We start from the raw sequence: 26,874 nt of genomic DNA on the forward strand, positions 1-26,874 counted from the left end.
TCTCTATCTTTTAGTACAAACAATCTGATCCTTATATTTTAAACTGATAATGCTGTACTTCTCCCATCCCACCTTCGGGATCGCTTTCTCGTAGAAGAGCCGGAGATTGTCCAGTTTTTCCTCGAAATCTACAAAGGAGCCCAGCACGATACGGTGGTTACCGACCCGCGGGATCAGTTCCACCTCGTTATCAGGATGAACGTAAATCTGTTCTATCTGATTATTCCAGAAATCATTCTCCTGCAAAAATAATGCAAATTTGTATAAGTCGGTTACCGCCAGCTCTTTTTCCACATATCCGCTCACCACCGGAACGTGCGCCACATAACGGCGGCTGACAGGCATCGTGCTTCCCAAATTATCCACATAATAGTTGCCTCTCGGACTTATCACACGCAAGATAGGGATTTTTTGCTCCACTTCCAATTTAATCATGCCGGAAGGAGTCTTGTAGGCTTCCACGCGGGCAATCATTTCATTTTTCAGCAGTTCGTTTTCAATCCGGTCGGTGTTGACCTCATCCATCGGTTTCTCGATCGGGTTCAAGTCAGCCTTCTTGAGGATATGCACCAGATCGCTCTCGCTCACAAAATGCTTGTCGAGACTGTCCACCACCACTACCTGGAGGTCACGGCACAATTCCTTCTGCCTACTTTCCCGAAAGAAGAAGGAGACAAACACAATGTAACAGAACAACAGTGTTGCAACGATTATGGATACGGTACGGATCACGATTTATTCTTTTTTATCCAATATTTGTTTTACCGGGTCTACCAGCAGTTCAATATTACCGGCTCCGACCATCAGGACGACTTCGAGCTTTCCGGCTTCTGCAGCTACCACCTCCAACAGTTCCTCCTTACGGATCAACCGCTTGTCGGCGATAGTTACGGCATCGAAGATGATCTGTGAAGTGACACCCGGTATCGGTTCCTCACGTGCCGGGTAGATATCCAACAATATCAGTTCATCCAGAAGCGAGAGGCTGGCGGCAAAGTCGGCGGCAAAGTCACGCGTACGGGTGTAGAGGTGCGGCTGAAAAATACCGGTCACCTTGCGCCCGGCATACAGTTCCTTCACAGAAAGGATACTTGCCTTCAACTCGGCAGGATGATGGGCGTAGTCGTCGATCAAAACAATATTTTCTTTCTTGAGATGAAAGTCGAAGCGGCGACGCGGACCGGCAAAGGTCGCCATACCGTGCTTGATCTCCTCCGGCGTCACACCGTTCAGCCAGGCAAGGGCGATAGCGGCGACTCCGTTCTCGACATTTACTTTCACGGGCACACCCAACTGTATATCGGGGATACGGACATCGGGGCCGACAAAATCAAAGAAAATCTCGCCTCCTCCGATACGGACGTTCTCGGCGTAGAAAGTTGAGAGTTGAGAGTTGGAAATTGAAAGTTCTTTTGTGTCGAGAGCGCCGGTATAAGTATAAAACTTCACGCCTTCTTGCAGACGAGGAGTGACATTGATACCCTGTTTCATGAGCAGGCAACCGTCCGGGCGGATCAGCGAAGTGAAATGTTCGAAACTTTCACGGTAGGCTTCCGGAGTCCCGTAGATATCCAGGTGATCGGGATCGGCCGACGTAATAACAGCCATATAGGGCTTCAACCAGTGGAAGGAACGGTCGAACTCGTCCGCTTCTATCACAGTCAAATCACTCTCTGCGGAAAGCATCAGGTTGCTGTTATAGTTCTTCAGGATACCACCTAAGAAGGCATTACAATCCACATGAGACTGCTTCAGCAGGTGGGCGACCATCGAGGATGTCGTTGTCTTGCCATGCGTACCGGCCACACACAGTCCCCGGCTACAGTCGGTAATCTCACCCAATACACGGGCACGCTTCATCACCTCGAAACCATTCCCCCGGAAATAGCAGAGCTCCGAATGGTCTTCTGGGACGGCAGGGGTATAGACGACTAGCGTCTTTGCCGGATCGGTAAAGTCGTCGGGGATCAGGTCCACATTGTCTTCATAATGAATGACGGCTCCTTCATAGTTCAACTGTTCCGTCAGACCGGAAGGGGTCTTGTCGTAACCGGCCACCTTCTTTCCCTTCGAAAGGAAATAGCGGATCAAGGCACTCATCCCGATCCCGCCGGCTCCAACAAAATAGACAGCCGTTATATTGTTTATATCCATATTTTCTTATTCGTTACTATTCTTTATTACAAAGATACTATCTTCCTATCGTATTTGCTATAATCTTCGGAAAAGACTATAGCTTTTGCGGCAAAAGGCTATAGCTTTCTTGAAAAAAGACCATAGGTTTTCCAACGAAAGGTCATAGCCTGTTCCCGCGCTTGACGCGGGGACAAGGCCTATTCGATGATCCTGACGATCTCGTCCACGATGCGTTCCGCGCTCTCATGGTGGGCCAGTGTCGCGATGTTGCGGCTCAAGGTACGGAGGCGTTCATCGTCGTGGATGATTTCGAGGGCTTTCGGGACCAATTGTTGTTCGGCATCTTTGTCGGCCACCATGATAGCAGCATCTTTACCCGCTAAAGCCAAGGCATTCTTCGTCTGATGATCTTCTGCCACATTGGGAGAAGGGACCAGGATCACCGGTTTCTTCAACAGGCAAAGTTCGGAGATAGAGCTGGCTCCCGCACGAGAGATAATCAGATCGGCGGCCGCATATGCATAGTCCATGCGCGTGATAAAATCCGAACACCAGACCGGCATTCCCCTGTAAGCCTTCAGATGCTTTAAAGCCTCTTCATGATAGTAGCGTCCGGTTTGCCAGATCACTTGTACGTCGACATCCGAAGCGAAGAGCTTGTCTAAATCGCCCTGTATGCTGCGGTTGATCGTCCGGGCTCCCAAGCTGCCGCCCACCACCAGGATCGTCTTCTTATCCGGTGAAAGGCCGAAGAACTTCAAGGCTTCCTCACGTTTGCCCAACGCCTCTTCCAAATCCTGGCGGACCGGGTTGCCGGTCACGACGATGCGGTCGGCCGGAAAGAACTTCCCCATGCCTTCGTAGGCAACGCATATTTTGCTGGCTTTCTTTGCCAGAAGCTTATTCGTGACACCCGCATAGGAATTCTGCTCCTGTATCAAGGTAGGGATTCCTAAAGAAGCGGCCATCCAAAGCGTCGGTCCGCTGGCATAACCGCCTACGCCTACGGCAATATCGGGTTTGAACTCGCGTATCGTCTTTTTGGCAAGCCGGAGGCTTTTGAGCAGACGGCCTACGACACGGATGTTATTAGCTAGGTGGGCACGGTCGAAGCCGCTTACCGGCAATCCCACGATACGATAACCGGCGGCAGGCACTTTCTCCATTTCCATCCGGTCATCAGCTCCCACAAACAGTATTTCCGCCTCCGGAAAACGTTTCCTGAAGGTATTGGCGATAGAGATAGCCGGGAAGATATGTCCTCCGGTTCCACCGCCGCTTATGATGATTCGGTACTGTTTCATATATTCTTTTCTGTTGTTGTTTCTTCTTTCAGCTCGGCTACGGCTTCGAGCGGGTTTATGTCACTGTCTACGTTTTCAACGGATGCCAGTCCGCTTTCAATCGGATGCCCATCCGTATCCGGTTCGATGCCTACGGGATTTTCATCCGCCGCCGGTTCCTCTTCCTCCTCTTCATTTCCCATATTGGCTCCGAAGCGGCTCACACTAAGGATAATCCCGATATAGGCACAAGAGATGACGGTCGACGTTCCGCCACGGCTGACCAACGGCAATGGCTGCCCCGTCACCGGTATGAGATCGACTGCGACTGCCATATTGGTCAATGCTTGGACAACAAGCATCAAGCCACATCCCAAAACAAGGAACTTGGGGAATAGTTTGTCGCATTTCCGGGCGATCATCCCCACCCTGACAAGCAGGGCGATATAAAGGAAGAGGACGAAAGCTCCCCCAAAAACCATTCCCATCTCTTCTATAATAATAGCATAGATAAAGTCGGAATATGCCTGTGGCAGGAAGTCACGCTGCTGGCCGTGTCCGGGAAACTTGCCCCAAAGACCACCACGCGCAATGGCGATCTTGCCATGCACCACTTGGTAGTCATCTCCGTCAATATGGACAGCCTTGCCCGACTCTATCTTAACGGGAGGCGTACCGTCGACGAAGCGTTCAATACGCGCCCTCCAAGTATGTACACGCTCAGGCATCCGCTTCATCACCGGCTCCGGAGCAAAATAGAGGAGCGACACCGCAAAGATCAGTATAAGTAACAAGCTCCCCCAAAACTTCAACAGACGAAGCAATGAGATCTGCCCGAAGAATGCCATCATCTGAATAACGGAGAAGAGCAGGATCGCCGTAGAGCCGTTTGTAAAGAAAATCAGGCCACAGATCACCAAGGCAGCTCCCTGTATCCACCAGAACATCTGCTTATCTGTAAACCAGTGGCGTTTGCTCAAGATGAAAGCGGTATACACCATCAATGTGATCTTGGCGATCTCGGACGGCTGAAACGTCACGCCGATATTCATCCAACGAGGTTCGCCGTTTATTACCACCACCAATCCCGGTATCCTCGTCAACAAAAGGAGTAACAGAATGGCTGAAACCACAGCCCCTCCGGCAAGCAAGGCATACCAGCGGCAATGGATATTGTGCAAGAGCAAGACGAGCACACATCCTCCCAAGAGGAAGGTGGCATGATCTGCAATCGGCTCCCAATGCGTCGCGCTCTTGTAGGCAAGCGTGCTACTCGCGCTAAACACCTCTATTGCCGAAATCAGGCAAAGGAACATGAAGATGATCCAGATCACCAGGTCGCCTTTGAACAATTTACTTGCTAAATTCATCTCTCCGTTTTTCTTTACAGGTTACGCACACAGGCTTTGAACTGGTCGCCTCGATCCTCATAGCTTTTGAAGAGGTCGAAGCTGGCACAGCAAGGTGACAACAAGACGGTATCTCCCTTTTCAGCCAGTTTATACGCTTTCGACACCGCTTCTTCCATCGAACGGGCATCTTCGATAACGGGCACCTTCCCGTCGAAGAAAGCGTGCAGCTTAGTATTGTCCACACCGAGAAATATCAGGGCGTGCACCTTTTTCTTCACCAGCTCTTCTATTTCGGAGTAATCATTTCCCTTATCCGTTCCGCCGAGTATCAGGACCAGCGGAGTGGTCATACTCTGCAAGGCGTACCAGCAGGAGTTTACATTCGTAGCTTTCGAGTCGTTGATATAATCGACTCCGCGCACACGTGCCACTTTCTCAAGGCGGTGCTCCACCCCGGTAAAGTCGCTCAGCGAAGCTCGCAGATTTTCATCATGGATATCCACCAGTTTGGATGCGATACCAGAAGCCAGCGAATTATACAGATTATGCGTTCCCGATAATGCTAATAAATCTTGTTCCATTGTAAACGTTCCGTTTGAGGTTTCAATTCTTATCTTTTTATCTTCCGTATAGCCCTTTACGCCAGCTTCGTGAGTTTCGGCGAACGGGTAGAGAGTTGCCTCGGGATGCCGTTTGGCAATTTCGCGGGCAATAATAGGATCGTCGTTCCAGAATATGAAAGCATCTTCGGCCGTCTGATTCTGGAGGATGCGGAATTTAGCATCCACATAGTTCTGCATCTCGTAGTTATAACGATCCAGATGATCGGGCGTTATATTCAATAAGATGGCGATGTCCGCCTTAAAGTCATACATGTTGTCGAGCTGGAAACTACTCAGTTCGATCACGTAAACGGCGTGAGGATCTTCGGCCACCTGAAGGGCGAGGCTGTTCCCGACATTTCCGGCAAGCCCCACGTCCACTCCCGCCTGTCGGAGGATGTGGTAGGTCAGCATGGTCGTCGTCGTCTTGCCGTTACTCCCGGTGATACAGATCATCTTGGCGTCCGTATACCGTCCGGCAAATTCTATTTCGGAGATGATAGGCGTACCCTTCTCCTTCAGTTTCTTTATAATGGGAGCCTTGTCGGGGATACCCGGGCTCTTGATAATTTCGTCGGCATTCAGGATGTCGGCTTCGGTATGCCGGCCCTCTTCCCAACGGATTTCGTGAGCATCCAGCATATCCTTATATTTGGGTTTGATAGACGAAAAATCGGAAACGAACACATCGAGTCCTTTCGCCTTCGCCAGCACAGCGGCACCTGCGCCACTTTCACCACCCCCTAAGATAACAATCCTTTTCTTCATTTGATTTATGATTTCTTTATTCATTTATGATTTATAATTTATGATTTATGCGTCGATAATAAATCATAAATTATAAATCATAAATCACTTTATCTCATCTTTAATGTCACAATCGTAACAACTGCCAGGATGATACCGATCAACCAGAAGCGGACCACGATCTTAGATTCGGGCACCACGTTAAACGGTTTCTGTATCAAAGCCTGTATTCCCGCATTACCGGGTTTCTGGAAATGATGATGGAGAGGAGCCATCTTGAAGATGCGTCGCCCTTCACCGTATTTCTTCTTCGTATATTTGAAATAGAACGTCTGCATAAGAACGGAGAGATTCTCTACCAGGAAGATGCCACACAGGATCGGGATCAACAATTCCTTCCGGATAATGATTGCGAATACGGCGATGATACCGCCCAGCGTCAAGCTACCCGTATCTCCCATAAACACTTGTGCCGGATAAGCGTTGTACCACAAGAATCCGACTGTCGCCCCGATAAAGGCAGCCGCAAATACCACCAGTTCTTCCGCTCCCGGAATGAACATGATATTCAGGAAGGAAGCAAACTCGAAGTGCGACGACATATATGCAAGGATTCCGAGCGCCACCCCGATAATCGCCGAGCTTCCCGCCGCAAGTCCGTCCAGGCCGTCTGTCAGGTTCGCTCCGTTCGATACGGCCGTTACTACGAAGATCACCATCAGGACGAAGACCAGCCAGGCGGCTTCCTCTTTATATTCGCCTGCCCAATTAACCAACTGGGCGTAATCGAAATTGTTGTTCTTCACAAACGGGATCGTCGTCTTGGTCGACTTCTTTTCAACCGTATGGAAGCGTACTTCCTCGATCACATTGTCATGCCGCACTTCCATATTCTCCTTGATCACCACATCCGGACTCATAAAAAGTACCAGGCCGACGATCAGCCCCAGACCGATCTGTCCGATGATCTTGAACTTGCCATGCATCCCTTCCTTGTTCTTCCGGAACACTTTGATATAGTCGTCGGCAAATCCCAATGCCCCTAACCAGATGGTCGTCACCAGCATCAGGATCACATAAATATTGGTCAGCTTCGCACAGAGCAAGGTCGGCACCACGATCGCAATGATAATGATGATACCTCCCATCGTCGGCGTCCCTTTCTTACTCATCTGCCCTTCCAAACCGAGGTTACGCACCGTCTCGCCGATCTGCAATAGTTGCAGCTTGTCGATGATGCGACGTCCGATAGCCGTCGAGATGAACAATGACAGGATCAATACCAAAGCGGAACGGAATGATACATACTTGAACATACCGGCACCCGGGAAATCGAGCTGATCCAAATAATTAAACAAATAATACAACATAAAAAACTTCGTTTTTCAGTTGAAAGTCGAGAGTTGAAAATTGAAAGTTATGTTCAGCAGCATTTAACTTTCAACTTTCACCTTTCACCTTTCAACTCTTAAATATTTCTTTTAACTGTTCCCGGTCGTCAAAATGGTGCTTTACGCCTTTTACTTCCTGGTAATCTTCATGGCCTTTGCCGGCAACCAAGATCACATCGCCTTTCCTGGCCAGCATAGTGGCCGTTTTGATCGCCTGCGCACGATCTGTAATACAGAGTGTACGTTCCATATCGGCTGCATTCAGGCCGGCCACCATATCTTTAATGATCTCATCCGGTTCCTCGAAACGGGGATTGTCGGAGGTCAGGATCAGCTGGTCGCTCAACTTGGCCGCTTCCTTCGCCATGATCGGGCGCTTTCCTTTGTCGCGGTTGCCGCCACAGCCTACGACTGTGATCACACGGCCGTTGCCGTCCAACACCTCATGAATGCCGCTCAACACGTTCGTCAATGCATCAGGCGTATGGGCATAATCCACGATTGCCGTATATCCCAACGGAGACTGGATCGTCTGGAAACGACCGGAAACCGAATGCAGATCGCTCAACACGACCAACACTTCTTCCGGGTCCTTGCCCAACGAGACAGCCGCCCCATACACTGCCAACAAGTTATAGGCATTGAAACGACCGACAAAACGTGTCATCACCTCACGACCGTTAACCAGCATTTCGGTTCCTTCGAAATGGGATTCCAAGATCTTTCCTTTGAAATCTGCCAACGTACGCAGCGAATAAGTCAGCTTCTTAGCAGCCGTATTCTGTAGCATGACAAGGCCGGATTTATCATCCGCATTCGTAAGTGCGAAAGCCGAAGCAGGCAGATCATCGAAAAATTTCTTCTTGGCTTTCAAGTAATTCTCGACTGTCTTATGATAATCCAGGTGATCACGCGTCAGATTGGTAAAGATGCCCCCGTTGAAGGACAAACCACTGATACGCTTCTGGTCGATCGAATGCGAACTAACCTCCATAAAGGCATACTCGCAACCGGCATCCACCATCCGGGCCATCAGGTTATGGAGGGTGACAGGGTCAGGCGTCGTATGGTCGGTCGGAATCGCCTCGCCATCGATATAGTTGCAGACGGTAGAGAGCAGCCCCACTTTATGCCCCATCTTCCGGAACATCTCGTACAGGAGCGTCGCAATCGTTGTCTTTCCGTTTGTTCCGGTCACTCCCACCAGTATCAGGTTGTCCGAAGGATTCTCATACCAAGCGGAAAGCGATTTACCTAAAGCATCCGCCGAATCTTTCACCCGGATGAAAACCGGTTTGCTTTCGGATACCTGCATATTTTCATCCGGAAGGACAGGGATTTCCTCGCAGACGATTGCGGCAGCACCTTTTTCGATCGCACTTTGGATATAAGCATGACCGTCTACGGCAGTACCCCGAACCGCTACAAACAAAAAGCCTTTTTCCACTTTACGGGAATCAGACTGGATGCCTGAGATCTCCACGTCGGCGTTTCCGACAACCTCAAGCACTTCCAACGGATGAATAAGTTCTTTTAGTTCCATAGCCTATTTTAATGTTAATGAAACGGTTTGTCCTTTCGAAACTCGCGAACCGGGAGATATGGATTGAGAAGATACACGCCCCATACCATTCAACGACGCTTGTAATCCGACGCTTTCCAGCAAATAAACGGCATCTTTCGCTCCCATGCCGACTACGTTCGGCACCAATCCTTCGCGGATAGGGATATCTTTCAGTTTCACATCTTCCCTGCCGTCTTCACGCTTAGCCGTCACCCATTTGGTTTCGATACTATCGTTATCGGCCTCTATATCGAGTTTGTTCAAAACATATTCCAACGCATCCCGTTCACCTGCTTTCGGTTGCGGCAACATTACAGCCAGTGAGTCCTTCTCCATGTCGCGGATATCAAAAGACATATGGCTGGCATATACCTTCTCGGCTATCGCCTTCACTACACCACCAGACATCGTACCACCCGAAGGATAGCCGTTGCGCGGCTGACGGATCACGACAATACAGGAATATTTCGGTTCGTCGGCAGGGAAATAGCCGCAGAAGGCAACTTGGTGCCCTGCCTGCCGGTAAACACCTCCCGAAGCGATCTGAGCCGTACCGGTCTTGCCGGCAATACGGACAAAGTCGGAATGGACAGCCTTACCGGTACCTTTCTCCACGACTCCTAACAACATATCCTTTATCATATTGAGCGTACGTTCCGAGCAGATGGATTCCCGCACCACTTCGGTAGAGAAGCTCTGCACGGTCTTGCCGTTGTGCAAGATTTCTTTCGTAAAGATCGGACGCACCATCTTCCCGTTATTGGCAATCGCATTATAGAAAGCAAGCGTATAGATCGGCGGAATCTGGGTTTCATATCCGAAAGACATCCAAGGTAAAGCTGTCTTCGACCAGTAACGTACCGTGTCGTCCGGTCGGCGGATTTTAGCACGACCGGCTCCGGGAATTTCCAGACGCAGGTCTTCGTTCAAACCAATGCGGTAAAGTCCTTCCACAAACTTAGTCGGATTCTTTTCGTATCCTTTCAGGACCGTCTTGGCAACCCCGATATTAGACGAATACCAAATAGCCTGTTCCACCGAGATACGACCATAACCGCCTTTATTATTATTATGGTCCGTCATACGGGCCCCTTTATACATATAGATACCGTTGCCAACATCGACCGTATCGCCGGGCTGGCAGACACCGTCTTCAAGCGCAACCATGATAGATGCGACCTTAAAGGTCGAACCGGGTTCCGTTTCATCCGCTACGGCATGGTTGGTGTCCTCGCCGTAGACGCCTTCACGGATACGTCCCATGTTGGTAATCGCCTTCACCTCACCTGTCGCAACTTCCATTACGACAGCCGTACCCGATGCGGCATCGATCTTTTTCAACATGTCGAGCAACGACTTCTCTGCTATATCCTGGATATTGATGTCGATTGTCGTACGGATATCCATTCCTTCCACCGGTTCCACTTCCACGACATTCGTCCACCCTCCACCGAGACGTCGCACGGAATTCAAGCCGGCTACACCGTGAAGCAAAGTATCGTATTGCAATTCCAGCCCATTCTTTCCCTTGGTCAGTCCCGTTTTAGGATCGATATCACGGAACGTGTCTCCGATCGTACGGGAGGCCAATGTGCCAAACGGCTTTTGGCGTTCAACCATTTCCCGTGTATAGAAACCACTCTTGAACACTCCTAACCGGAGGAAAGGGAATTTCTTGATTTCCTTCAAATCCGAATAGGACACCTTATCCCGGCAAATCGGGAACTGGCGGCTCTTTTTTTTCGCATTCAAACCACTTAACAGATATTTCTTATAACCGGCCGGTGTACGGTCTTTCAACTTACGGGAGAGGTAGACAGAAAGCGAGTCGACCCCGTTGTGCTTACTATACAAGAATGTATCCAAACTGCTCCATTTCTTTGTCTTATTTGAATAGCAATCGGCTGCGAAATCTATGTAAAGGTAATAGCAAGGAACACTGGTCGCCATCAGCTTGCCATCAGCAGAAAAGATGTTTCCCCGGCTGGGATAGACCAAACGGTCCGGCCGTTTTTGTATCGAATCAAGATGCAACCAATAGTCTCTCTCGACAAAAGCGGTTTGGGAAGCTCGTATCAACACGCTACCTGCTACACATACGAGCAGGAACACGATGAAGAAGTAACAGAATATAATCCGGTTACTCTTAGGAGCAAATTCTTTTGGTTCGATATCTTCAGCCATCTTTACCTATACAATTCATACGGCGGATTCTTCGCCGCTTCCAATTCTATACCCTGTTCTTCTATCAATAGTTCGATCTGCGACTGGCGGCTGTTGCCCGTCAATTCCGAAGAAATGGACAACGCCTCGAATCGTACATCGCGCAATTGTTGTTGCAGACGATCGATCTCACGTAGCCGTTGCATACAGACATATCGGTTACCGATAAAAATAAATATCAGCATAACGACAAGAACAATCATCTTCGTATGTTTGACGATGAAATCTTCTTTCAAGATCCCACCGCCCAATATATACAAAAAAGAGAAACGGTTCTCCTTCTTCTTTTTCTTCTGTTTCGTGTCCACAGCCATACTTTTTAGTTGAAAGTTGAGAGTTGAGAGTTGAAAGTTATTAGACTTTATGTTCATTATTCAACTCCGCAATTCTTAATTTTGCACTCCGGGAGCGGGGATTCCGTTCGATCTCCTCGCCCGACGGGACAATCACCTTATTGTTTACCAGACGGAACGGAGATTTGATATTCCCAAAAAAGTCCTGCTCCGCCTTCCCTTCAAAGTTACCCGTCTTCAGGAAATTCTTCACCAACCGGTCTTCTAAAGAATGGTAAGTGATAACAACCAGACGACCACCGGGCTTCAACACTTGCAGCGTTTGTTGCAACATCTCGCGCAAAGCACGCATTTCATCATTCACCTCGATACGCAAGGCCTGAAATACCTGAGCCAGGAATTTCTTTTCCTTATCTTTTCCCGTAAAAGGCTTTATCACTTCCAAAAAGTCGGCGATCGTTTCTATCTTCTTTATTTCGCGGCTACGTACCAGCACGGATGCCAGTTTGCGTGCCACTTTCAATTCTCCGTAAAGATAAAACAAGTCGGCTAACTGCTCTTCCGTATATGTATTAACAATATCCGCAGCAGTTTGTCCTGCCCGGGTATTCATTCTCATATCCAACGCCCCGTCGAAACGGAAAGAAAACCCACGATCCTTGTCATCAAAATGATGGGAAGAAACGCCCAAATCTGCCAACAGTCCATCGACCTCACCAGCAACACCATGATAGCGCATGAAGTTATATAAATAACGAAAATTACTGCGGACAAATACAAAACGGGAATCCGCCGGAATGTTTTTCTCAGCATCGGCATCCTGATCAAATCCATAAAGTGTCCCTTCGTTATCCAGCCGGTTCAAGATTTCACGTGAATGTCCTCCACCTCCAAAGGTGACATCGACATACACACCGGAAGGTTGAATGCCCAGTCCCTCCAAACTTTCATGAAGCATTACCGGCACATGATAACAGACTTCTTTTTCTTCCATTTCTTCGCTACTTCATGTTAAACTTTTCCTTAAAATAAGGGCCTGTAGTTGGTTGATTAGCACACACATCACCCTATTGGAGGGTAAAAGTACACATTTCCTAATTTAACCGCCAAGAAATATAAGAGAAAAGTAACAAAAAGTTTTCAACAGGTCAGAAAAATACTTATATTATGGCGGCCCTAAACCCTGTCAGAATCGTGTATTTGGACGATTATACAGGATTGTTTTCAAATATCGTATTCTCCGGAGGATAAGCAGTCCCAATTCTTCAAATCCCCCTAATCTGTACATTCATATATATGCACAAAAAGCCTCTCCGATATTTCTACCGGAAAGGCTTGTTTGTTTTCTGCCCTCTTTTCTCACGAAAAGAGGAGCAGTCGATTTATTTAATTAATAAATGCATCGAATTATTTAACGATAGCTTTAACAGCTTCTTCGCCTTCAACAGCAACTACAACTACACCCTGAGGAGCAGCGATTGTAGCGTCGCTTGAAGTGATAACTGTGTTAGCCACTGTCTGACCTAAGATGTTAGTTACAACTACTTTCTTACCGGCAGCATTAGCAATTCTTACAGCACCTTCCTGAGCGATTACAGCTACTTCAGATGTTGCGATTTCTTCGTTGTCTGTTGCATATTCATCATCAGCACCCTTACGGTCAATATTGAATCTCAATGCAGGGTCACCACCAGTGACAGCATTTGCAAATGTTGACTTTTCATTTGTCAATACCAAGCAACCGTTCTGGTTCTTCAACCATGCAGCAACATTAGGAGCAATTGCCAATTTTTGACCAGCAGCATTATATTCACCATTTAATTCAGGATAAGCCATAGATTCGATCAAGAAAGAATTATCTTTACCTTCTTCTGTTACTTCCAATGCTTTATCAGGGTATACATAACGGAATGACCAAGTTACATTTTTATGAGCATCACCTTTCAAATTAATAATGAATGGGCACGGATATTTACTGTTTTTCTTAACCAATTCTGCATTTTCTTTTTCAAGAAGTTCAAAATTAATTTCTTCATTTTTCAATGATTTGTAAGCATCCGGTAAGACATACAAGCTATCGCCTCTTCTGATTGCTTCAACAAAACCGACACGAGTATAAGCATGATCATCATCCAAATAAGGAAGAGCCTCTTCAGAAGAAATACCAAGTTTAGCAACAGAATCTGCAAAACTTACCAAATATTTACCTCTCTGGAATGCAGGAATTGCCTTATGAGCATGAACGCACTGATACGGATCAGTTATAATATTACCATCAATATCTACGTGAGGACCAGCTTCTGTACAAGCTTCACCAGCCTTACCTGCAAAATCATTACGATTTACAGAAATTAAATACTGTGGTTTAATGCCATTACCAAGACCACGTACAATCCAAGCAGAGTCAACAACAAACGCCAATTTTCCATCAGCTTTATCCTTACTCCAAATACCAAGATAATCTACTGTTTCATGTAAGAAATTCTCGTTTGTTTCATCCATCAAGTACTCGTTACGATATCTCTCCCAGAAGATCAAACTGTCAACGCCTGTTTCAACTTCGTTAATATTAGCATTGTTGAAACGACGATACAAAGGTGTATCATCCAAGCTAATTGCAAATGCAGAAGTTCTTTCTTCTGTTGTCAAGTTCTGAACACCAACAGGAGAGGTTGAATTATTATCAGAAACACCAGCTTTAGAATACATAGGTTTAACAGAATCCAATGCAACATTAGTCTGAACAGCCTTCAATATTGCAAAGAAGTCATCACCATCATAATGATTATTTTCTTTAAAATAGAAACTATCTATAGCAGCACCCAAAACACCCTTAGCCATTGCATATTTGTGGTTCGTAATAGAATCCATTACAGCTTCGCCTTGAGCAATGATATACGGAGTTCTCTTCAACTGCACAATACCAATCTTCTTGTATGGATCTGTAGCAGCAGTACCAACAACAACACCATATTTGTATTCATTATCAGAAGCTCTCAATTCAAATGAACTAGCACCTGCTTTATATTCTTTAGCATACAATAATGTATCTTTTTCACCACCTACAGATAAATAACGAGCATTCTCACCTGTTGCATATGGATGATAATATTCGAACTTATATTTATTTACATTGTATTCGATAGCAGCCGGATCCATATGGAAATATCCTAAATAAGGATCATTATAAGCTTCAGGATATGTTTCCTTATCGATTTCAACAATTTCCAGATCTGCATTTGCCAATTCGCCATTAGAGACAAATATTTTACCTTCTGCATCCTTATACAACTGAACAGTCATTGTATTACCCGGATACTCACGGTTTTCAATTGTAATACTTGATGTTTCAGCTAAAGATTCGACAGTCTGAGTCTTACGGATGATCCACTGATAAGCAGGCATATGAGCAGCCAATTGAGATTCTTCATCAAATTCAACCCATAATCTGTTTGCACCATTCTGATACAACGGATAAGCAAAATATTTACCTGTTGTTTTATCTTTGATCGTATACAGACCATTAGCCACAGATACCTTGTTAGAAGCAGAAGCTTCACATGTTCCGAAACCTAAACCAATACGTGTACGGATTGTATCTTTGCCTACTGTCAAAGCCCATTCCTGACCAGGAATCAAATCCTGAAGAACTACATGAGTGCTATCATCACCTGATCTATAAACATCAAATGGACCTTTACCTATATTTGCACTATAGATAGCTGTATCCATCTTAATAAACAGGCTGTCTCCTTCCGGTGCATAAGTAAAGAAGAACGAATAAATACCAGTTCTACCAGCAGCTTCATCAATATTGAAAGTTGCAGCTTTTGTAGTATCAGTAAATGTCAAGAAATCTTCACCTGCTTTATTCTGATAAGCTGTATCTATACGCAGATAGGCACTCTTATCAGCTTTCATCAAATAGACACTACCATTAGTTCCATCTTCTGCAACCAGATCCTGTGCAAATACATTATTTTGAATCTTTTTGTGATCTAATTTCTGCTCTTTAGAACCAATCACTTTATAAAAATCCAAGTTAATTGCAGCAGAGTCACGAGAACCTAAAATTGTATGTAATGCTTTTGCATTCAAAGAAAGGCGCTGTGGTACTTTGACTGTAAAAATCCAACCATTAGTAATCATTTGTGGTTTAGAAGCACTTTCTGCATCCATTTCTACCGCTGTCATATGTCCAGCACCAGTCATAGATGAAATATTCGGATTAGCAGTGATCCCATTAGCATTAAAAGCTAACGCAGCAACTTTGTTCTCACCCGGAATATAAGAATAAAGAGGCATACCTTCTTCTATAGCTTCACCTTCGCCTGCTTTCATAGAAAAAGCCCATCCATCAATCTCTGTACCAACAGGAAGACCTGTCGTTGCAGTCCAGCCAGAGGCCAAAACATCTTTCACGTCAACAGCTAACTTTTTACCTGTTGCTTTATTCAAAAAGTCAAAAGTATAAGACTGACCTTGCACAGCAGGTTTAGTAACAGCCACACACCACAAAGTGTTTGCCAATTCATTTGCAGGAACATCAGAGATAGCCTTTACATAAAGAGAGTCGTTGCCATCAATCCGGTTGGTCATATAGACAACAGAATCTCCTGTTGCTCCAGCCGCAATCTGATACAACTTTTCATTGTAGGCACCATCTGCTTTCAACTCTACAGCCGAAACAGAACTAGCTCCTACAGTTGCCAGCACAAGACCGGCACAAAGTGTAGAAAACTTTTTGTTCATAATCAAATAATTTAATATTAATACTAAAGTGTAAATAAATCAATCAAATAACACGTACGTCTTCTAAATCTTATAATCAAATACCATTGCGTACGATTTTCTCTTGGCAAAAATACGCATAACTTTTAAACCGACAATCCTTTTCCTTAATATTTTTTCCTTTTCTATATTCTTTCTTATCAACAAGATAAGTTATCCCGTACGAAAATGCTTATTTACAAGACAAACTCTGGTATTTATAGAGGAACTACTCCAAAGTCCTACATGTCTGAAATTAATGTACGTGCGTACATTAAAAATATAACCCGAATCGATCTCTATATGGTATAACGGAAAACAGCTGTCATACCTGTATATTATGTTACCAATCCTCACACAAGAAACATGATGATATGATGGTTGTTTTTAATTTACCATTGAAGTTCACATATTGGCAAATATGAATCATTTCAGCTTCACCCGACCTTGAAACCTTTTGATTATCATATCATACAAGAGTGAAGGCAATTTGGTTCAGTTTTTCTTATATCCGAGCCTTCTGCGTACAAATCATGAGAGCTTGAGAGATGAACAGCCCCCTTATAAAGACAAAATTATTTCTTCGCTTAAGCCGGTACACTTTACTATGGTAGCAACATCTACACCCGTATCTTTCATCTTCGAAGCGACTTGACGCATGCCTTCGGCAAGACCTTCCGCTTTCCCTTTCGCCTCACCTTCGGCGATTCCTTCTGCTTTTCCCTCTATTCTCCCTTCTAATTTGGCTGTGCCGATCACGTCGTTTTGGATCATGATAGCGTCGATATGGCGGTCGTAGATAAGGCGTTCCTCGGGCGACATCGAGTAGTATTTCAACTTTTCACGGGCTTCCTTCAGACCCGGTGCAGTCGTGTCGGGACGGATCGTGCCGTCTTTCAAGTATTCGATCCATTCGTCCAAAGGGGTGAGAGCCACTTTGTCGAACTCATTTACCCGGACCAGGATATATTCGGGGAAGATTTCGGCGGGAAGATGCGAGACGATCACATCCCGTTCACGCGTGTTGACACGCAGATGGTCTCCCGTATGTACACCGACGAAATGATTTTGGCCGTGATAGATATAGTCTGTACCGATGCCGATATCAAAATAAAGGATGCTGATGGAGTAGACTTTCTTGATTTTCTCGTAACCTTCGCCAATCGAGATATGTTCAGTGATGGCTTTGGCGACACCGTACAGGATGCGTTCCAAGTAGTGCAGTTCGCGTGTGTTCTGGATTTCGACGAGGATGATTTCGCCCTTGCTATTCAAGGCTTTGATATCGACGCGGTTGAACTTGTCGTCGGCGCTTTCCTGGTTGCCTTCACTTTCGAGGATTTCAACGATCTTAATTTCTTCGTTCAGCATGACGGTCAGGAAACCGTCGAGCACATCGAAATTGGCCTTCTGGCGCAACAAACGCTTGATGGCCCAGTCGAAGCGAATATACCTGTCCTGCAACTTTTTTCTTTCCATCTCTTCCATGATTTTCAGATCTGACCCTTCCTTTTTCATAGTTACTGTTTTATTAGTTCATCCACAAATATACATATTATTTATGAATGGACAACGAACCGTAATCTTTTTGTAATATCTTATCTTCCAATAATTATCGGGTGAGCCATTTCTTCCCCAGATAGTGGACGGGATACCAAGCGGCAAGGAAGCCAATGGTGAGGACAGTTATAAAGACAATAAGGATATCACCGGCTTCGACACGGACCGGATAAGCATCGATAATAAAGGAGCCGGCTGCCTGGCCTAATTTGATAATACCTAATTCCTGTTGCAACAGACAAAGAACCAATCCAATAACGATACCGATCAGAGCGCCGAGCCCGGAAATCATCCAACCTTCGAAGAGGAAAATACGACGGATCAGACGGTCGTCCGCCCCCATATTCCGTAAAGTACGGACATCCTCTTTCTTTTCTATCATCAGCATGGATAGCGAACCGATCACATTGAACAGAGCCAGGATCAGAATAAAACACAGAATCAGGAAGATCATCCACTTCTCCCCCTGCATCATCCGGAAAGAGGCTTCCTGCTGTTCATAACGGTCCTTGACCGAAAAATTATCACCTAAAAGCGATTTTATACGGCTTTTGACCGAATGGATATCCGCACCGGGAACCAATGACAACTCTATCGCCGAAACTTCCTTCTCATAACTGAACAAAGAGCGGACCATCGACAAAGGCAGCAGGATGAAGTTTTCGTCATACATCTGCTGGTTAGTGGCATATACACCACCTACAAAAGCATATTCCAAATTCAGGGAAGCAACAGGGTTAGAGAGATTGACTTTCTCATTCCTCTTGGGAGCATAAATTTCCAAAGGATCGGCATAATTAGGACGCACCCCCAAGGAGAAAGCCGTTCCGACACCCAAGTTAGCATAATTGGCCACTTCGTCGGACAGGACAAATCGGCCTTCCCGACTATCGACCAAAATACTGTCTATCCGCGTCAGGCGCCCGAAAGTATCATCTACACCTTTCACTGTAGCAGTAATCTGGCGGTCCCGATAGCGAACCTGCGCATTGTCCTGCAACACTTCACAAAACAAAGCAACCTCAGGCAGTTCTTTCACTTCCCGGACAGCCGGAAGAGTCGGATCGAAAACTTTTCCCTGCACAGGCTGAATCTTCAACTCCGGATCGAAGTTGCTGAGCATGGAAGAAACCAGTCCGACAAACCCGTTCAATACAGACAGCGCACATACCAAAGCCATTGTAGCAACAACCACTCCACAAACAGATACCATCGAAATGATATTGATGGCATTGTGGGATTTCTTCGAAAAAAGGTAACGCCGGGCTATATAAAACGGGAAGTTCAACGCAGTATTTTTTACTTTTTCAACAGATTATCAATGTTCTCGATATAATCCAAGGAATCGTCGATAAAGAAAGTCAGTTCAGGAATCTTGCGAACCTGCTGCCGGATGCGCTGTCCGAGGTCAAAGCGGATTGCCTTCGTATTCGCCCGGATATTCTCAAGCATCTCCTTCGACTTCTCAGACGGGAAGATACTCAGGTAAGCACGTGCCACACTCAAGTCAGGGCTTACGCGTACCACACTGACAGAGATCAGGATGCCATGCATAGCCTGTGTCTGTTTCTGAAAGATATCACTCAACTCCTTCTGCAGGAGACGTTCTATTTTACTTAGTCTTGTACTTTCCATAATTTCTTGCTTTTTATTTTTTCCAGATCATTGTGAGGCCGTCACGCAAAGGTAAGATAACTTTTTCAATACGCGGGTCTTCTTTGATTTTATCATTAAAACTAAGAATACCGAGTGTTTGTTTATCCGTGGGATGCTCTTCTATCACATGACCGTCCCACAACGTATTGTCGGCAAGAATCAATCCACCGGCACGCACCATCGGGAAAACAAGGTCGAAGTATTCCGAGTAAAGCCGCTTGTCGGCATCGATAAAAACCAGATCGAAGGTTTCACCAAGCGCCGGGATAATATCGAGGGCATCTCCGAAATGCACCCGTACCTTATCCTGATGGGGCGACTGTCTCAGATATTTCATGATGAAATCCTCCATCTCGTCGTTGATCTCAAGCGTATGGATCAGAGCGCCCTCTTCCAGCCCTTCCGCCATACAAAGAGTCGCATACCCCGTATAAGTACCGATCTCAAGCACACGGCGGGGACGAAGCATCCGGCAAAACATCTTCAATATCCGCCCTTGCAAATGCCCCGACAACATACGCGGACGAAGCAGGTTCACATTCGCATCCCGGTTCAGGGCTGAGAGCAGCGCACCTTCTTCGTCGCTATGGGAAAGGATATATTCGTCTATTGTCATCTTTATGATTTATGATTTATGATTTATGATTTATGACTTGCCAGCTGGGACATAAATCATAAATCACAAACCATAAATCTTTGTTTACTCCTTAAACGTCGGTAACTGATAATTACTTCCGGCATCCAGCACCTTCCCTACATTATTGATTTCAAGGAAGCTCGTACCGCCACCTTCACCGAAACTACCGCTCAGATAAGCCACCATATCGTTACGGGTGATACGTCCGCTCTTGATCAACTCGTTCAGCGCATCGTAGAAATAGCCACGGCGGCTGTCATTATAAGGCTGGTGAACAGCCCATACGCCGTAAGAAAGGGACAGCATACGCATGACACGGGGATTGTAGCAGATCGAGAACACAGTGGAAGTACCACGGAATGCAGCCAGGTAACGTGCCGTACGTCCGGTATAGCTATCCGTAATAATAGCTTTCACATGCAGCTTGGAGGACGACTTTACAGCCTGCTTGGCCAAGAAAGAAGTCACATCCAGATCGTTTCCTTCGATAGGGACGCGGATATCATTGGCAGAGAGCTTTGTCTTTTCTGCTTCGCGGGCTACCTTCGTCATCGTCTGGACAGCTTCGACCGGGTATTTTCCATAAGCCGTTTCACCGCTTAACATCAGGGCATCCGTGCGGTAATAGATGGCATTGGCGATATCCGTCACTTCGGCGCGGGTAGGACGCGGATTGTTGATCATGGAGTGAAGCATCTGGGTAGCTACGATCACCGGCTTTTTCACTTCGACACATTTGCGGATCAACATACGCTGGATGCTCGGTATCTTCTCGGCCGGCACTTCGATACCCAAGTCACCACGGGCAATCATCACGCCGTAAGCGACTTCCAAGATCTCTTCCACATTGTCGACCCCTTCCTGGTTTTCGATCTTAGCGATAATCTTGATCGGGCTGTTGTGTTCGTCCAGGATACGCTGGATATCCATCACGTCCTGCTTGTTGCGGACAAAAGAGTGAGCGATGAAATCCAGATCGTGTCCGATCGCCCATATGATATTTTTACGGTCTTTCTCTGTCAGGGAAGGCAGATTGATGCGTACACCCGGCACGTTCACGCTCTTACGGCTTCCCAAGGTTGCGTCGTTCTCCACTTCGCAAACCAGAAAATCCTCTTTCTTTTCGATTACTTTCAATTCCAGATCTCCGTCATCGATCAGGATATCGCTACCGACGCCCAAGTCATTGACAAAATTCCGGTAAGAGACACAAATACAATCATGCGAAGTCTCTCCTTCCGGGTTTCCCATGATCTTAACAATTTCCCCGGTCTTAAACGGGATAGGAGCCTGTGCAGTAGTCGTACGTACTTCCGGCCCTTTAGTATCCATCAGAATACCGATACGATTGGATACCGTACGGACATTATTAACGACTCTGGTCAAACCTTCCTCCGCCATATGAGCCGTATTGAGGCGCACGACATTCATTCCTGCCTTGTACAACGCGTCGATAAACTCGACCTCGCAACGCTGGTCGGAAACTGTAGCAACAATCTTCGTATGCTTTAACATATAACCCTTTTTTAAATTGACAATTGACAATTGATAATTGACAATTTAAAAAACAGCCAATCCTCAACTCCAAAAGCCAAACCTTTATTAAACTTCTTTTTACCTAAACAAATTCTAAACCTTCCTAATTGTCCATGAAGAGGGTGTGTCAAAGTGATATTACCGGACGCGGATGACGCAGAATACGCAGACGGACGCAGATTTATTTTGCTAATAATTAATAATATCTGCGTTAATCTGCGCTCTTCTGGGTTGTCTGCGTCCCATGAATACCGATATTTGACACACTCTCCTCATTGAATCACCGCTTCCACCGCCAACCGGTACGAATCCAACCCGAATCCTAAGATCACTCCTTTGCAAGCAGCGGAAATCATGGACACGTGACGGAAAGATTCACGGGCATGTACGTTTGAAATATGTACCTCCACAACCGGAGTCGTTACAGCTTTTATTGCATCGTGGAGAGCAATGGACGTATGCGTATAAGCGCCTGCATTCATAATAATCCCGTCGTAATCGAAGCCGACCTCATGGATCTTGTTTATCATCTCACCTTCCACATTGCTCTGAAAATAAGCAATTTCACATTGTGGATATTGGGCACGCAATTCACTCAGATAGCCTTCAAACGAAGTATTTCCGTACACTGTCGGTTCGCGCTTGCCTAACAGATTAAGATTGGGGCCGTTGATAATCTGAATTTTCTTCATTTTGCCGTAATTTATTACCTTTGCCCTGTCTTTTACGGACAGGAAATATCCGGCAAAGATAGTAAAAACTTATGAATTATGAAGTATGATTCCGCCTTCGTTCCCCGCCTACCTGACGGAAGTTCCATCGGCATGAAACTTTTGTTTCCCGCCAGTGAAACTAAAGTTTCCCCGGATGAAACAAAAGTTTCGTCCAAAGGAAACAGTTGAAACTTTTGTTTCAACTCCGGAAGCCCTGTGAAACTTTTTTCCAAAGCCCCACGAACGCCTTCCGCCAATCATACATCATAACTCTAAAATCATACATCAAAATATGCACCAAGAAAACGATAAAGTAGAACGATACAAAACATATCTCCGCCTGGAAAAAGCGCTCTCGGCCAACTCTATCGACGCTTACCTGACGGATCTTGACAAACTGACAAATTTTGTCGAAAGCGAAGGCAAGAAGTATGCTGATGTCACATATGACGACCTGCAACAGTTTGTTGCCCGCCTACATGATATCGGCATTCACCCACGTTCACAGGCAAGGATCATTTCAGGGATCAAATCTTTCTACCGGTTCCTGTTCCTGGACAATTATATAACAACTGATCCGACCGAATTGTTAGAATCGCCCAAGATCGGCCTGAAACTACCTGAAGTTCTAACTGTCAACGAGATAAACAGCATCCTGGACACGATCGACCTGACATTGCCGGAAGGGCAGCGAAACAGGGCGATGCTCGAAGTCTTGTATAGCTGCGGACTGCGCGTGTCGGAACTGGTCTCGCTGCGCTTCACGGACGTTTATTTCGACGAAGGATTTATCAAAGTGGAAGGAAAAGGGAGCAAACAACGCCTGGTTCCCATCTCGGAAACTGCCATCAAAGAAATCAAAAACTACCTGTATGACCGCAACCATGTCCCGGTGAAAAAGGGATTCGAAGATATCCTGTTCCTGAGCCGGAGGGGAACGGCTTTATCGCGGATCATGGTTTTCCATATTATCAAGCAACAGACGGAAATGGCCGGTATCAAAAAAAACGTGAGCCCGCATACGTTCCGCCATTCCTTCGCCACCCATCTGTTGGAAGGCGGCGCCAACCTGCTCGCTATCCAGGAAATGTTGGGACACGAGAAAATCACCACAACCGAAATATATACCCACATCGATCGCCAGTTCCTACGGAAAGAGATACTGGAACATCATCCGAGAAGCAAGCCGCGGGATTAGAGCAGCCGTTCCATGCGCCCGATCAGTTCATCGCCTAAAGCCCTCTTGACAACAATGTGCTCTTTGACAGCCGTGACGAACGGGTTGCTTTCGAATGCACCGCGCACGCCTTCGAAATCTTCCTGTTTCTCCTTATCCGAACCGTCCACGCCAAAACCGGTCATGAAGGTAAGGGAAAATTCTTTCTTTGCATCTTTATAAAGCAGGTTATCCAATCCGATCACCGAGTCCTGCCAACGACGGACAAGGTCAACGATCTGTGCTGCCGATATAGATGACAGATTCACGCCATAATATTCTTCCAACATATCATACGCCCATGTCCATTCCATATCATAATAATTGGAATGCATGGCTGCAAAGAACTCTCCTATCGCGTCAAGTGAAGTGATTTCACCTTCCTCAACCTTCTCAATCAACCCGTCCAATTCTTCACGAGGAAGGATCAACCCTGACAGATCCAGCCATTCCCCACGACCAGCCGAAGAGGTCGGTCTCAACTGCGCCCAGACTTCATCCATAGAACGGAAATCCGTTCCCTCCAAACGTTTGATCAAGGAGTTCCCCAAGAATTTATTGATTGCCATGCCATAAAGGTCGAGAGCCGTACGCAAAGAGGAACCTTTGATACGGGTATTCTGATAATAATAGACTTCGGATGTCTCGCCCACCAGTTCTTGCAAGTTCTTCAAGATTCCGACAGCCTTCATCATCTTATAAATAGTATACGGACTCAGCAAGTTGTAGTTAATCATATCCAGCCGTTCCGGGTCGGTACGCTTATCACGTTTCGGCCATTTCTGCGCATCTCGAATCGTACCGACGCTACGCAGGTTCACACCGGGAACCAGATAGGTCTCATCGTCTTTCTCTATCAGATAGGAAAAAGGCAAGTCCGACGTATCACTATGATGGTGGTGACGTCCCATTACCAGAGAAAAAGCTCCGACACGTGCAGGCCACAAGATATAGGAATCACTGGTCGTCTTGGAACCTCTCTCCACAATTCCCTGGTGGATGGGCCCCAACTTGTACATGTGATTGCTCTGGTTCGAACCGCTTCCGGCATTCAGGAACGAATACATACCAGCTATCAGCAGACTGCTCTTATGCATCGACACTGTAAAAGGCCCTGCAAAGATGGCACAAGCCTCCCCGTTTTCAAAAGTGCAATTGCTGAACAGAAGTGAATCATGCGCAGAGAAGTTATGTGTCACATGGCAAGCCTGCCCGATAAAGCAACGGATAATCTTGGCGGCATCGGCAACCACAGCCCCCGAAGAAATGATAAAATCCTCTGCGATAACACTGTCGCCAATATATACCGGGGCATTCTCATTACTATTGACCGTACCGTTATCAAGACGAGTACAGTTTTCGACCGTCGCATAATCGGCAATTACAGTATTGCGCACAGTCCCCGTATTGATTATTTTCACATGGTTACCGATAAAGCCATAGCTACCAGTCTGCAGGTCGGCAAAGTCGGCAATCATAGCCTGCAAACGATGTATCAAGGCCGGACGATGACGGTACAAGGCTATAAGATAGGCCAATGATGCGGACAGGCCGTTATAAATAGGAACTTCCCGGCCTCCTGTCTCATTCAGGACAGATACTTCGACATTGTTACCGAAAGATGATCTGCCTTCCACATACACCACATTCACGTTCTGTATGAAACAATCATCGCCTATGAAATAATTGGAGATATAATTGTGCACATTTTCAATCAGCGTATTGTCGCCGATCTTACAATTATGCAAAGTCGCATTCCGGATACCACTATGCTTCTTCACTCCTCCCGGAAGAGTAAATTCCTTTTCAAAAAGGCCCAATGCCACACTCCCCGAAAAATGGACGTTGCAAACGTGTTCGGCATGAAAAGGACTGGCAACCCTTACGTTTTCCCAATTATCGGCTGTACAGCCGTTCATCTCCAAATCTACAATTTCTTCCGATTGCAGATGCCTAAAAAAATATTCCTCACTCATTCTTCATCATATTGTTGGAAAAGGAAATCGTTATAAGGGAAACGGGTAATATGAATCTGTTTCACCCGCTCGTACAGCAAGGCTTTGAGTGCATCGATATTCGTCCGTTCCTTAGCCGAGATAAAGATGCAATTATCCTGCATCTTATTCATCCAGGTGCGTTTCAGTTCGTCCAAGTCGATATTCTCACGCGTACGCGGAGTCAGATCATCTTCATCCTTCGGGACAAAAGTGAAAGCATCGATCTTATTGAATACCATAATCATCGGTTTCTCCGCCTTGTCGATTTCGGACAGGGTACGGTTCACGACCTCGATCTGTTCCTCAAACGTCGGATGAGAAATATCAACGACATGTACCAACAAATCCGCCTCACGTACCTCATCCAAAGTCGATTTGAAAGATTCGACCAGTTCGGTCGGTAACTTACGGATAAAGCCGACCGTGTCGGACAGTAGGAAAGGCAGATTGTCGACAATCACCTTACGGACAGTCGTATCGAGTGTCGCAAACAATTTGTTTTCGGCAAACACATCGCTCTTACTAAGTTGGTTCATCAATGTGGACTTTCCGACATTGGTATAACCGACCAGAGCTACGCGAACCATCTTTCCGCGATTTTTCCGTTGAACGCTTTTCTGCTTATCGATCTCGACCAGATCCCGTTTCAGCTTGGATATCTTATCCAGGATGATACGCTTATCCGTTTCCAACTGAGTTTCACCCGGCCCACGCATACCGACACCACCGCGTTGACGTTCCAGGTGTGTCCACAAACGGGTCAGGCGGGGCAACATATATTTATATTGAGCCAATTCCACCTGCGTTTTCGCATGGGCTGTCTGTGCACGTCGGGCGAAGATATCCAGAATCAGATTCGTACGGTCCAGAATCTTCACCTGCAACTCTTTCTCGATATTACGCAGTTGCTTGGCGGAAAGTTCGTCATCGAATATCACCAACCCGATCTCATTTTCCACCACATATTCCTTTATCTCCTGCAACTTACCGGAACCTACAAAGGTCACGGAGTTCGGATAATCCAGTTTCTGATAAAAACGCTTCACAGCCTCGACACCTGCCGTATCGGCCAGAAAAGCCAATTCATCCAGATATTCCTTCACTTTTTGTTCATTCTGCTCAGGGGTAATCAACCCTACGAGAACTGCCTTTTCTGTCTGTGCTTCAGATATAATAAATTCTTTCATACGGCAAAGAT

At 46.2% G+C, this 26,874-nt stretch carries 21 protein-coding genes; 2 read left to right on the forward strand and 19 right to left on the reverse strand.

The features are described 5' to 3' along the window. Nucleotides 1-3 precede the first annotated feature (3 nt). The 17 genes from NQ564_RS13880 to aroQ form a co-directional block, all read right to left on the reverse strand. Nucleotides 4-732, reverse strand: coding sequence for a cell division protein FtsQ/DivIB (locus tag NQ564_RS13880; protein ID WP_008156592.1), 729 nt, complete (start codon nucleotides 730-732; stop codon nucleotides 4-6). Nucleotides 733-735: 3 nt separating this feature from the next. Further along, nucleotides 736-2,154 carry a UDP-N-acetylmuramate--L-alanine ligase gene (gene murC / locus NQ564_RS13885; RefSeq protein ID WP_008146151.1) on the reverse strand — a complete coding sequence of 473 codons (1,419 nt, stop codon included), beginning with the start codon at nucleotides 2,152-2,154 and terminating at the stop codon, nucleotides 736-738. A gap of 179 nt (nucleotides 2,155-2,333) precedes the next feature. Next, nucleotides 2,334-3,440: an undecaprenyldiphospho-muramoylpentapeptide beta-N-acetylglucosaminyltransferase gene (murG, locus tag NQ564_RS13890; RefSeq protein ID WP_129650186.1), complete on the reverse strand. Its 1,107-nt coding sequence runs from the start codon at nucleotides 3,438-3,440 to the stop codon at nucleotides 2,334-2,336. Then, nucleotides 3,437-4,789: an FtsW/RodA/SpoVE family cell cycle protein gene (locus NQ564_RS13895; RefSeq protein ID WP_008146156.1), complete on the reverse strand. Its 1,353-nt coding sequence runs from the start codon at nucleotides 4,787-4,789 to the stop codon at nucleotides 3,437-3,439. The genes murG and NQ564_RS13895 overlap by 4 nt, the downstream gene beginning before the upstream one ends. 14 nt (nucleotides 4,790-4,803) lie before the next feature. Continuing rightward, nucleotides 4,804-6,141: a UDP-N-acetylmuramoyl-L-alanine--D-glutamate ligase gene (murD, locus tag NQ564_RS13900; RefSeq protein WP_204246110.1), complete on the reverse strand. Its 1,338-nt coding sequence runs from the start codon at nucleotides 6,139-6,141 to the stop codon at nucleotides 4,804-4,806. A gap of 89 nt (nucleotides 6,142-6,230) precedes the next feature. Continuing rightward, a complete protein-coding gene (gene mraY / locus NQ564_RS13905; protein ID WP_008146159.1) occupies nucleotides 6,231-7,490 on the reverse strand; it encodes a phospho-N-acetylmuramoyl-pentapeptide-transferase in 1,260 nt (419 codons plus the stop codon). A gap of 91 nt (nucleotides 7,491-7,581) precedes the next feature. Next, on the reverse strand, nucleotides 7,582-9,054 hold the full coding sequence (locus NQ564_RS13910) for a UDP-N-acetylmuramoyl-L-alanyl-D-glutamate--2,6-diaminopimelate ligase (protein ID WP_008146162.1): 1,473 nt from the start codon (nucleotides 9,052-9,054) through the stop codon (nucleotides 7,582-7,584). Between the two features lie 3 nt (nucleotides 9,055-9,057). Further along, a complete protein-coding gene (locus NQ564_RS13915) occupies nucleotides 9,058-11,259 on the reverse strand; it encodes a penicillin-binding protein (RefSeq protein ID WP_021862865.1) in 2,202 nt (733 codons plus the stop codon). Nucleotides 11,260-11,261: 2 nt separating this feature from the next. Beyond that, nucleotides 11,262-11,612, reverse strand: coding sequence for an FtsL-like putative cell division protein (locus NQ564_RS13920; protein ID WP_008156584.1), 351 nt, complete (start codon nucleotides 11,610-11,612; stop codon nucleotides 11,262-11,264). A gap of 40 nt (nucleotides 11,613-11,652) precedes the next feature. Then, on the reverse strand, nucleotides 11,653-12,585 hold the full coding sequence (gene rsmH / locus NQ564_RS13925; RefSeq protein ID WP_008146167.1) for a 16S rRNA (cytosine(1402)-N(4))-methyltransferase RsmH: 933 nt from the start codon (nucleotides 12,583-12,585) through the stop codon (nucleotides 11,653-11,655). 413 nt (nucleotides 12,586-12,998) lie between these two features. After that, on the reverse strand, nucleotides 12,999-16,343 hold the full coding sequence (locus NQ564_RS13930; RefSeq protein ID WP_195485474.1) for a DUF6383 domain-containing protein: 3,345 nt from the start codon (nucleotides 16,341-16,343) through the stop codon (nucleotides 12,999-13,001). Between the two features lie 579 nt (nucleotides 16,344-16,922). Continuing rightward, nucleotides 16,923-17,879 carry an Rpn family recombination-promoting nuclease/putative transposase gene (locus tag NQ564_RS13935; RefSeq protein WP_008146174.1) on the reverse strand — a complete coding sequence of 319 codons (957 nt, stop codon included), beginning with the start codon at nucleotides 17,877-17,879 and terminating at the stop codon, nucleotides 16,923-16,925. Between the two features lie 94 nt (nucleotides 17,880-17,973). After that, on the reverse strand, nucleotides 17,974-19,209 hold the full coding sequence (locus tag NQ564_RS13940) for an FtsX-like permease family protein (protein ID WP_021862342.1): 1,236 nt from the start codon (nucleotides 19,207-19,209) through the stop codon (nucleotides 17,974-17,976). A gap of 11 nt (nucleotides 19,210-19,220) precedes the next feature. Beyond that, nucleotides 19,221-19,556: a 30S ribosome-binding factor RbfA gene (gene rbfA, locus NQ564_RS13945; protein WP_008146182.1), complete on the reverse strand. Its 336-nt coding sequence runs from the start codon at nucleotides 19,554-19,556 to the stop codon at nucleotides 19,221-19,223. A 13-nt stretch (nucleotides 19,557-19,569) separates the two neighbouring features. Further along, a complete protein-coding gene (locus tag NQ564_RS13950; RefSeq protein ID WP_008146184.1) occupies nucleotides 19,570-20,193 on the reverse strand; it encodes an O-methyltransferase in 624 nt (207 codons plus the stop codon). An 84-nt stretch (nucleotides 20,194-20,277) separates the two neighbouring features. Next, nucleotides 20,278-21,729 carry a pyruvate kinase gene (gene pyk, locus NQ564_RS13955; RefSeq protein ID WP_008146186.1) on the reverse strand — a complete coding sequence of 484 codons (1,452 nt, stop codon included), beginning with the start codon at nucleotides 21,727-21,729 and terminating at the stop codon, nucleotides 20,278-20,280. Nucleotides 21,730-22,022: 293 nt separating this feature from the next. Then, a complete protein-coding gene (gene aroQ / locus NQ564_RS13960) occupies nucleotides 22,023-22,442 on the reverse strand; it encodes a type II 3-dehydroquinate dehydratase (RefSeq protein WP_008156574.1) in 420 nt (139 codons plus the stop codon). Nucleotides 22,443-22,520: 78 nt separating this feature from the next. Between aroQ and NQ564_RS13965 the strand changes: the two genes are divergently transcribed. After that, complete coding sequence (locus tag NQ564_RS13965) at nucleotides 22,521-22,652, forward strand: hypothetical protein (protein ID WP_021862341.1); 132 nt, start codon at nucleotides 22,521-22,523, stop codon at nucleotides 22,650-22,652. Between the two features lie 103 nt (nucleotides 22,653-22,755). Beyond that, nucleotides 22,756-23,661, forward strand: coding sequence for a site-specific tyrosine recombinase XerD (gene xerD / locus NQ564_RS13970; RefSeq protein WP_008146192.1), 906 nt, complete (start codon nucleotides 22,756-22,758; stop codon nucleotides 23,659-23,661). Here xerD and NQ564_RS13975 read toward each other — a convergent pair. Next, nucleotides 23,658-25,655 (reverse strand): DUF4954 family protein, encoded by a 1,998-nt coding sequence (locus NQ564_RS13975; RefSeq protein ID WP_008146194.1) that lies wholly within the window; start codon nucleotides 25,653-25,655, stop codon nucleotides 23,658-23,660. The two genes, xerD and NQ564_RS13975, sit on opposite strands and share 4 nt — an antisense overlap. Then, nucleotides 25,652-26,863 (reverse strand): GTPase HflX, encoded by a 1,212-nt coding sequence (gene hflX / locus NQ564_RS13980; protein ID WP_008146196.1) that lies wholly within the window; start codon nucleotides 26,861-26,863, stop codon nucleotides 25,652-25,654. Before hflX ends, NQ564_RS13975 begins: the two co-directional genes overlap by 4 nt. Nucleotides 26,864-26,874: the final 11 nt, after the last annotated feature.

The organism is Parabacteroides johnsonii DSM 18315 (assembly GCF_025151045.1).
Classification (GTDB): domain Bacteria; phylum Bacteroidota; class Bacteroidia; order Bacteroidales; family Tannerellaceae; genus Parabacteroides; species Parabacteroides johnsonii.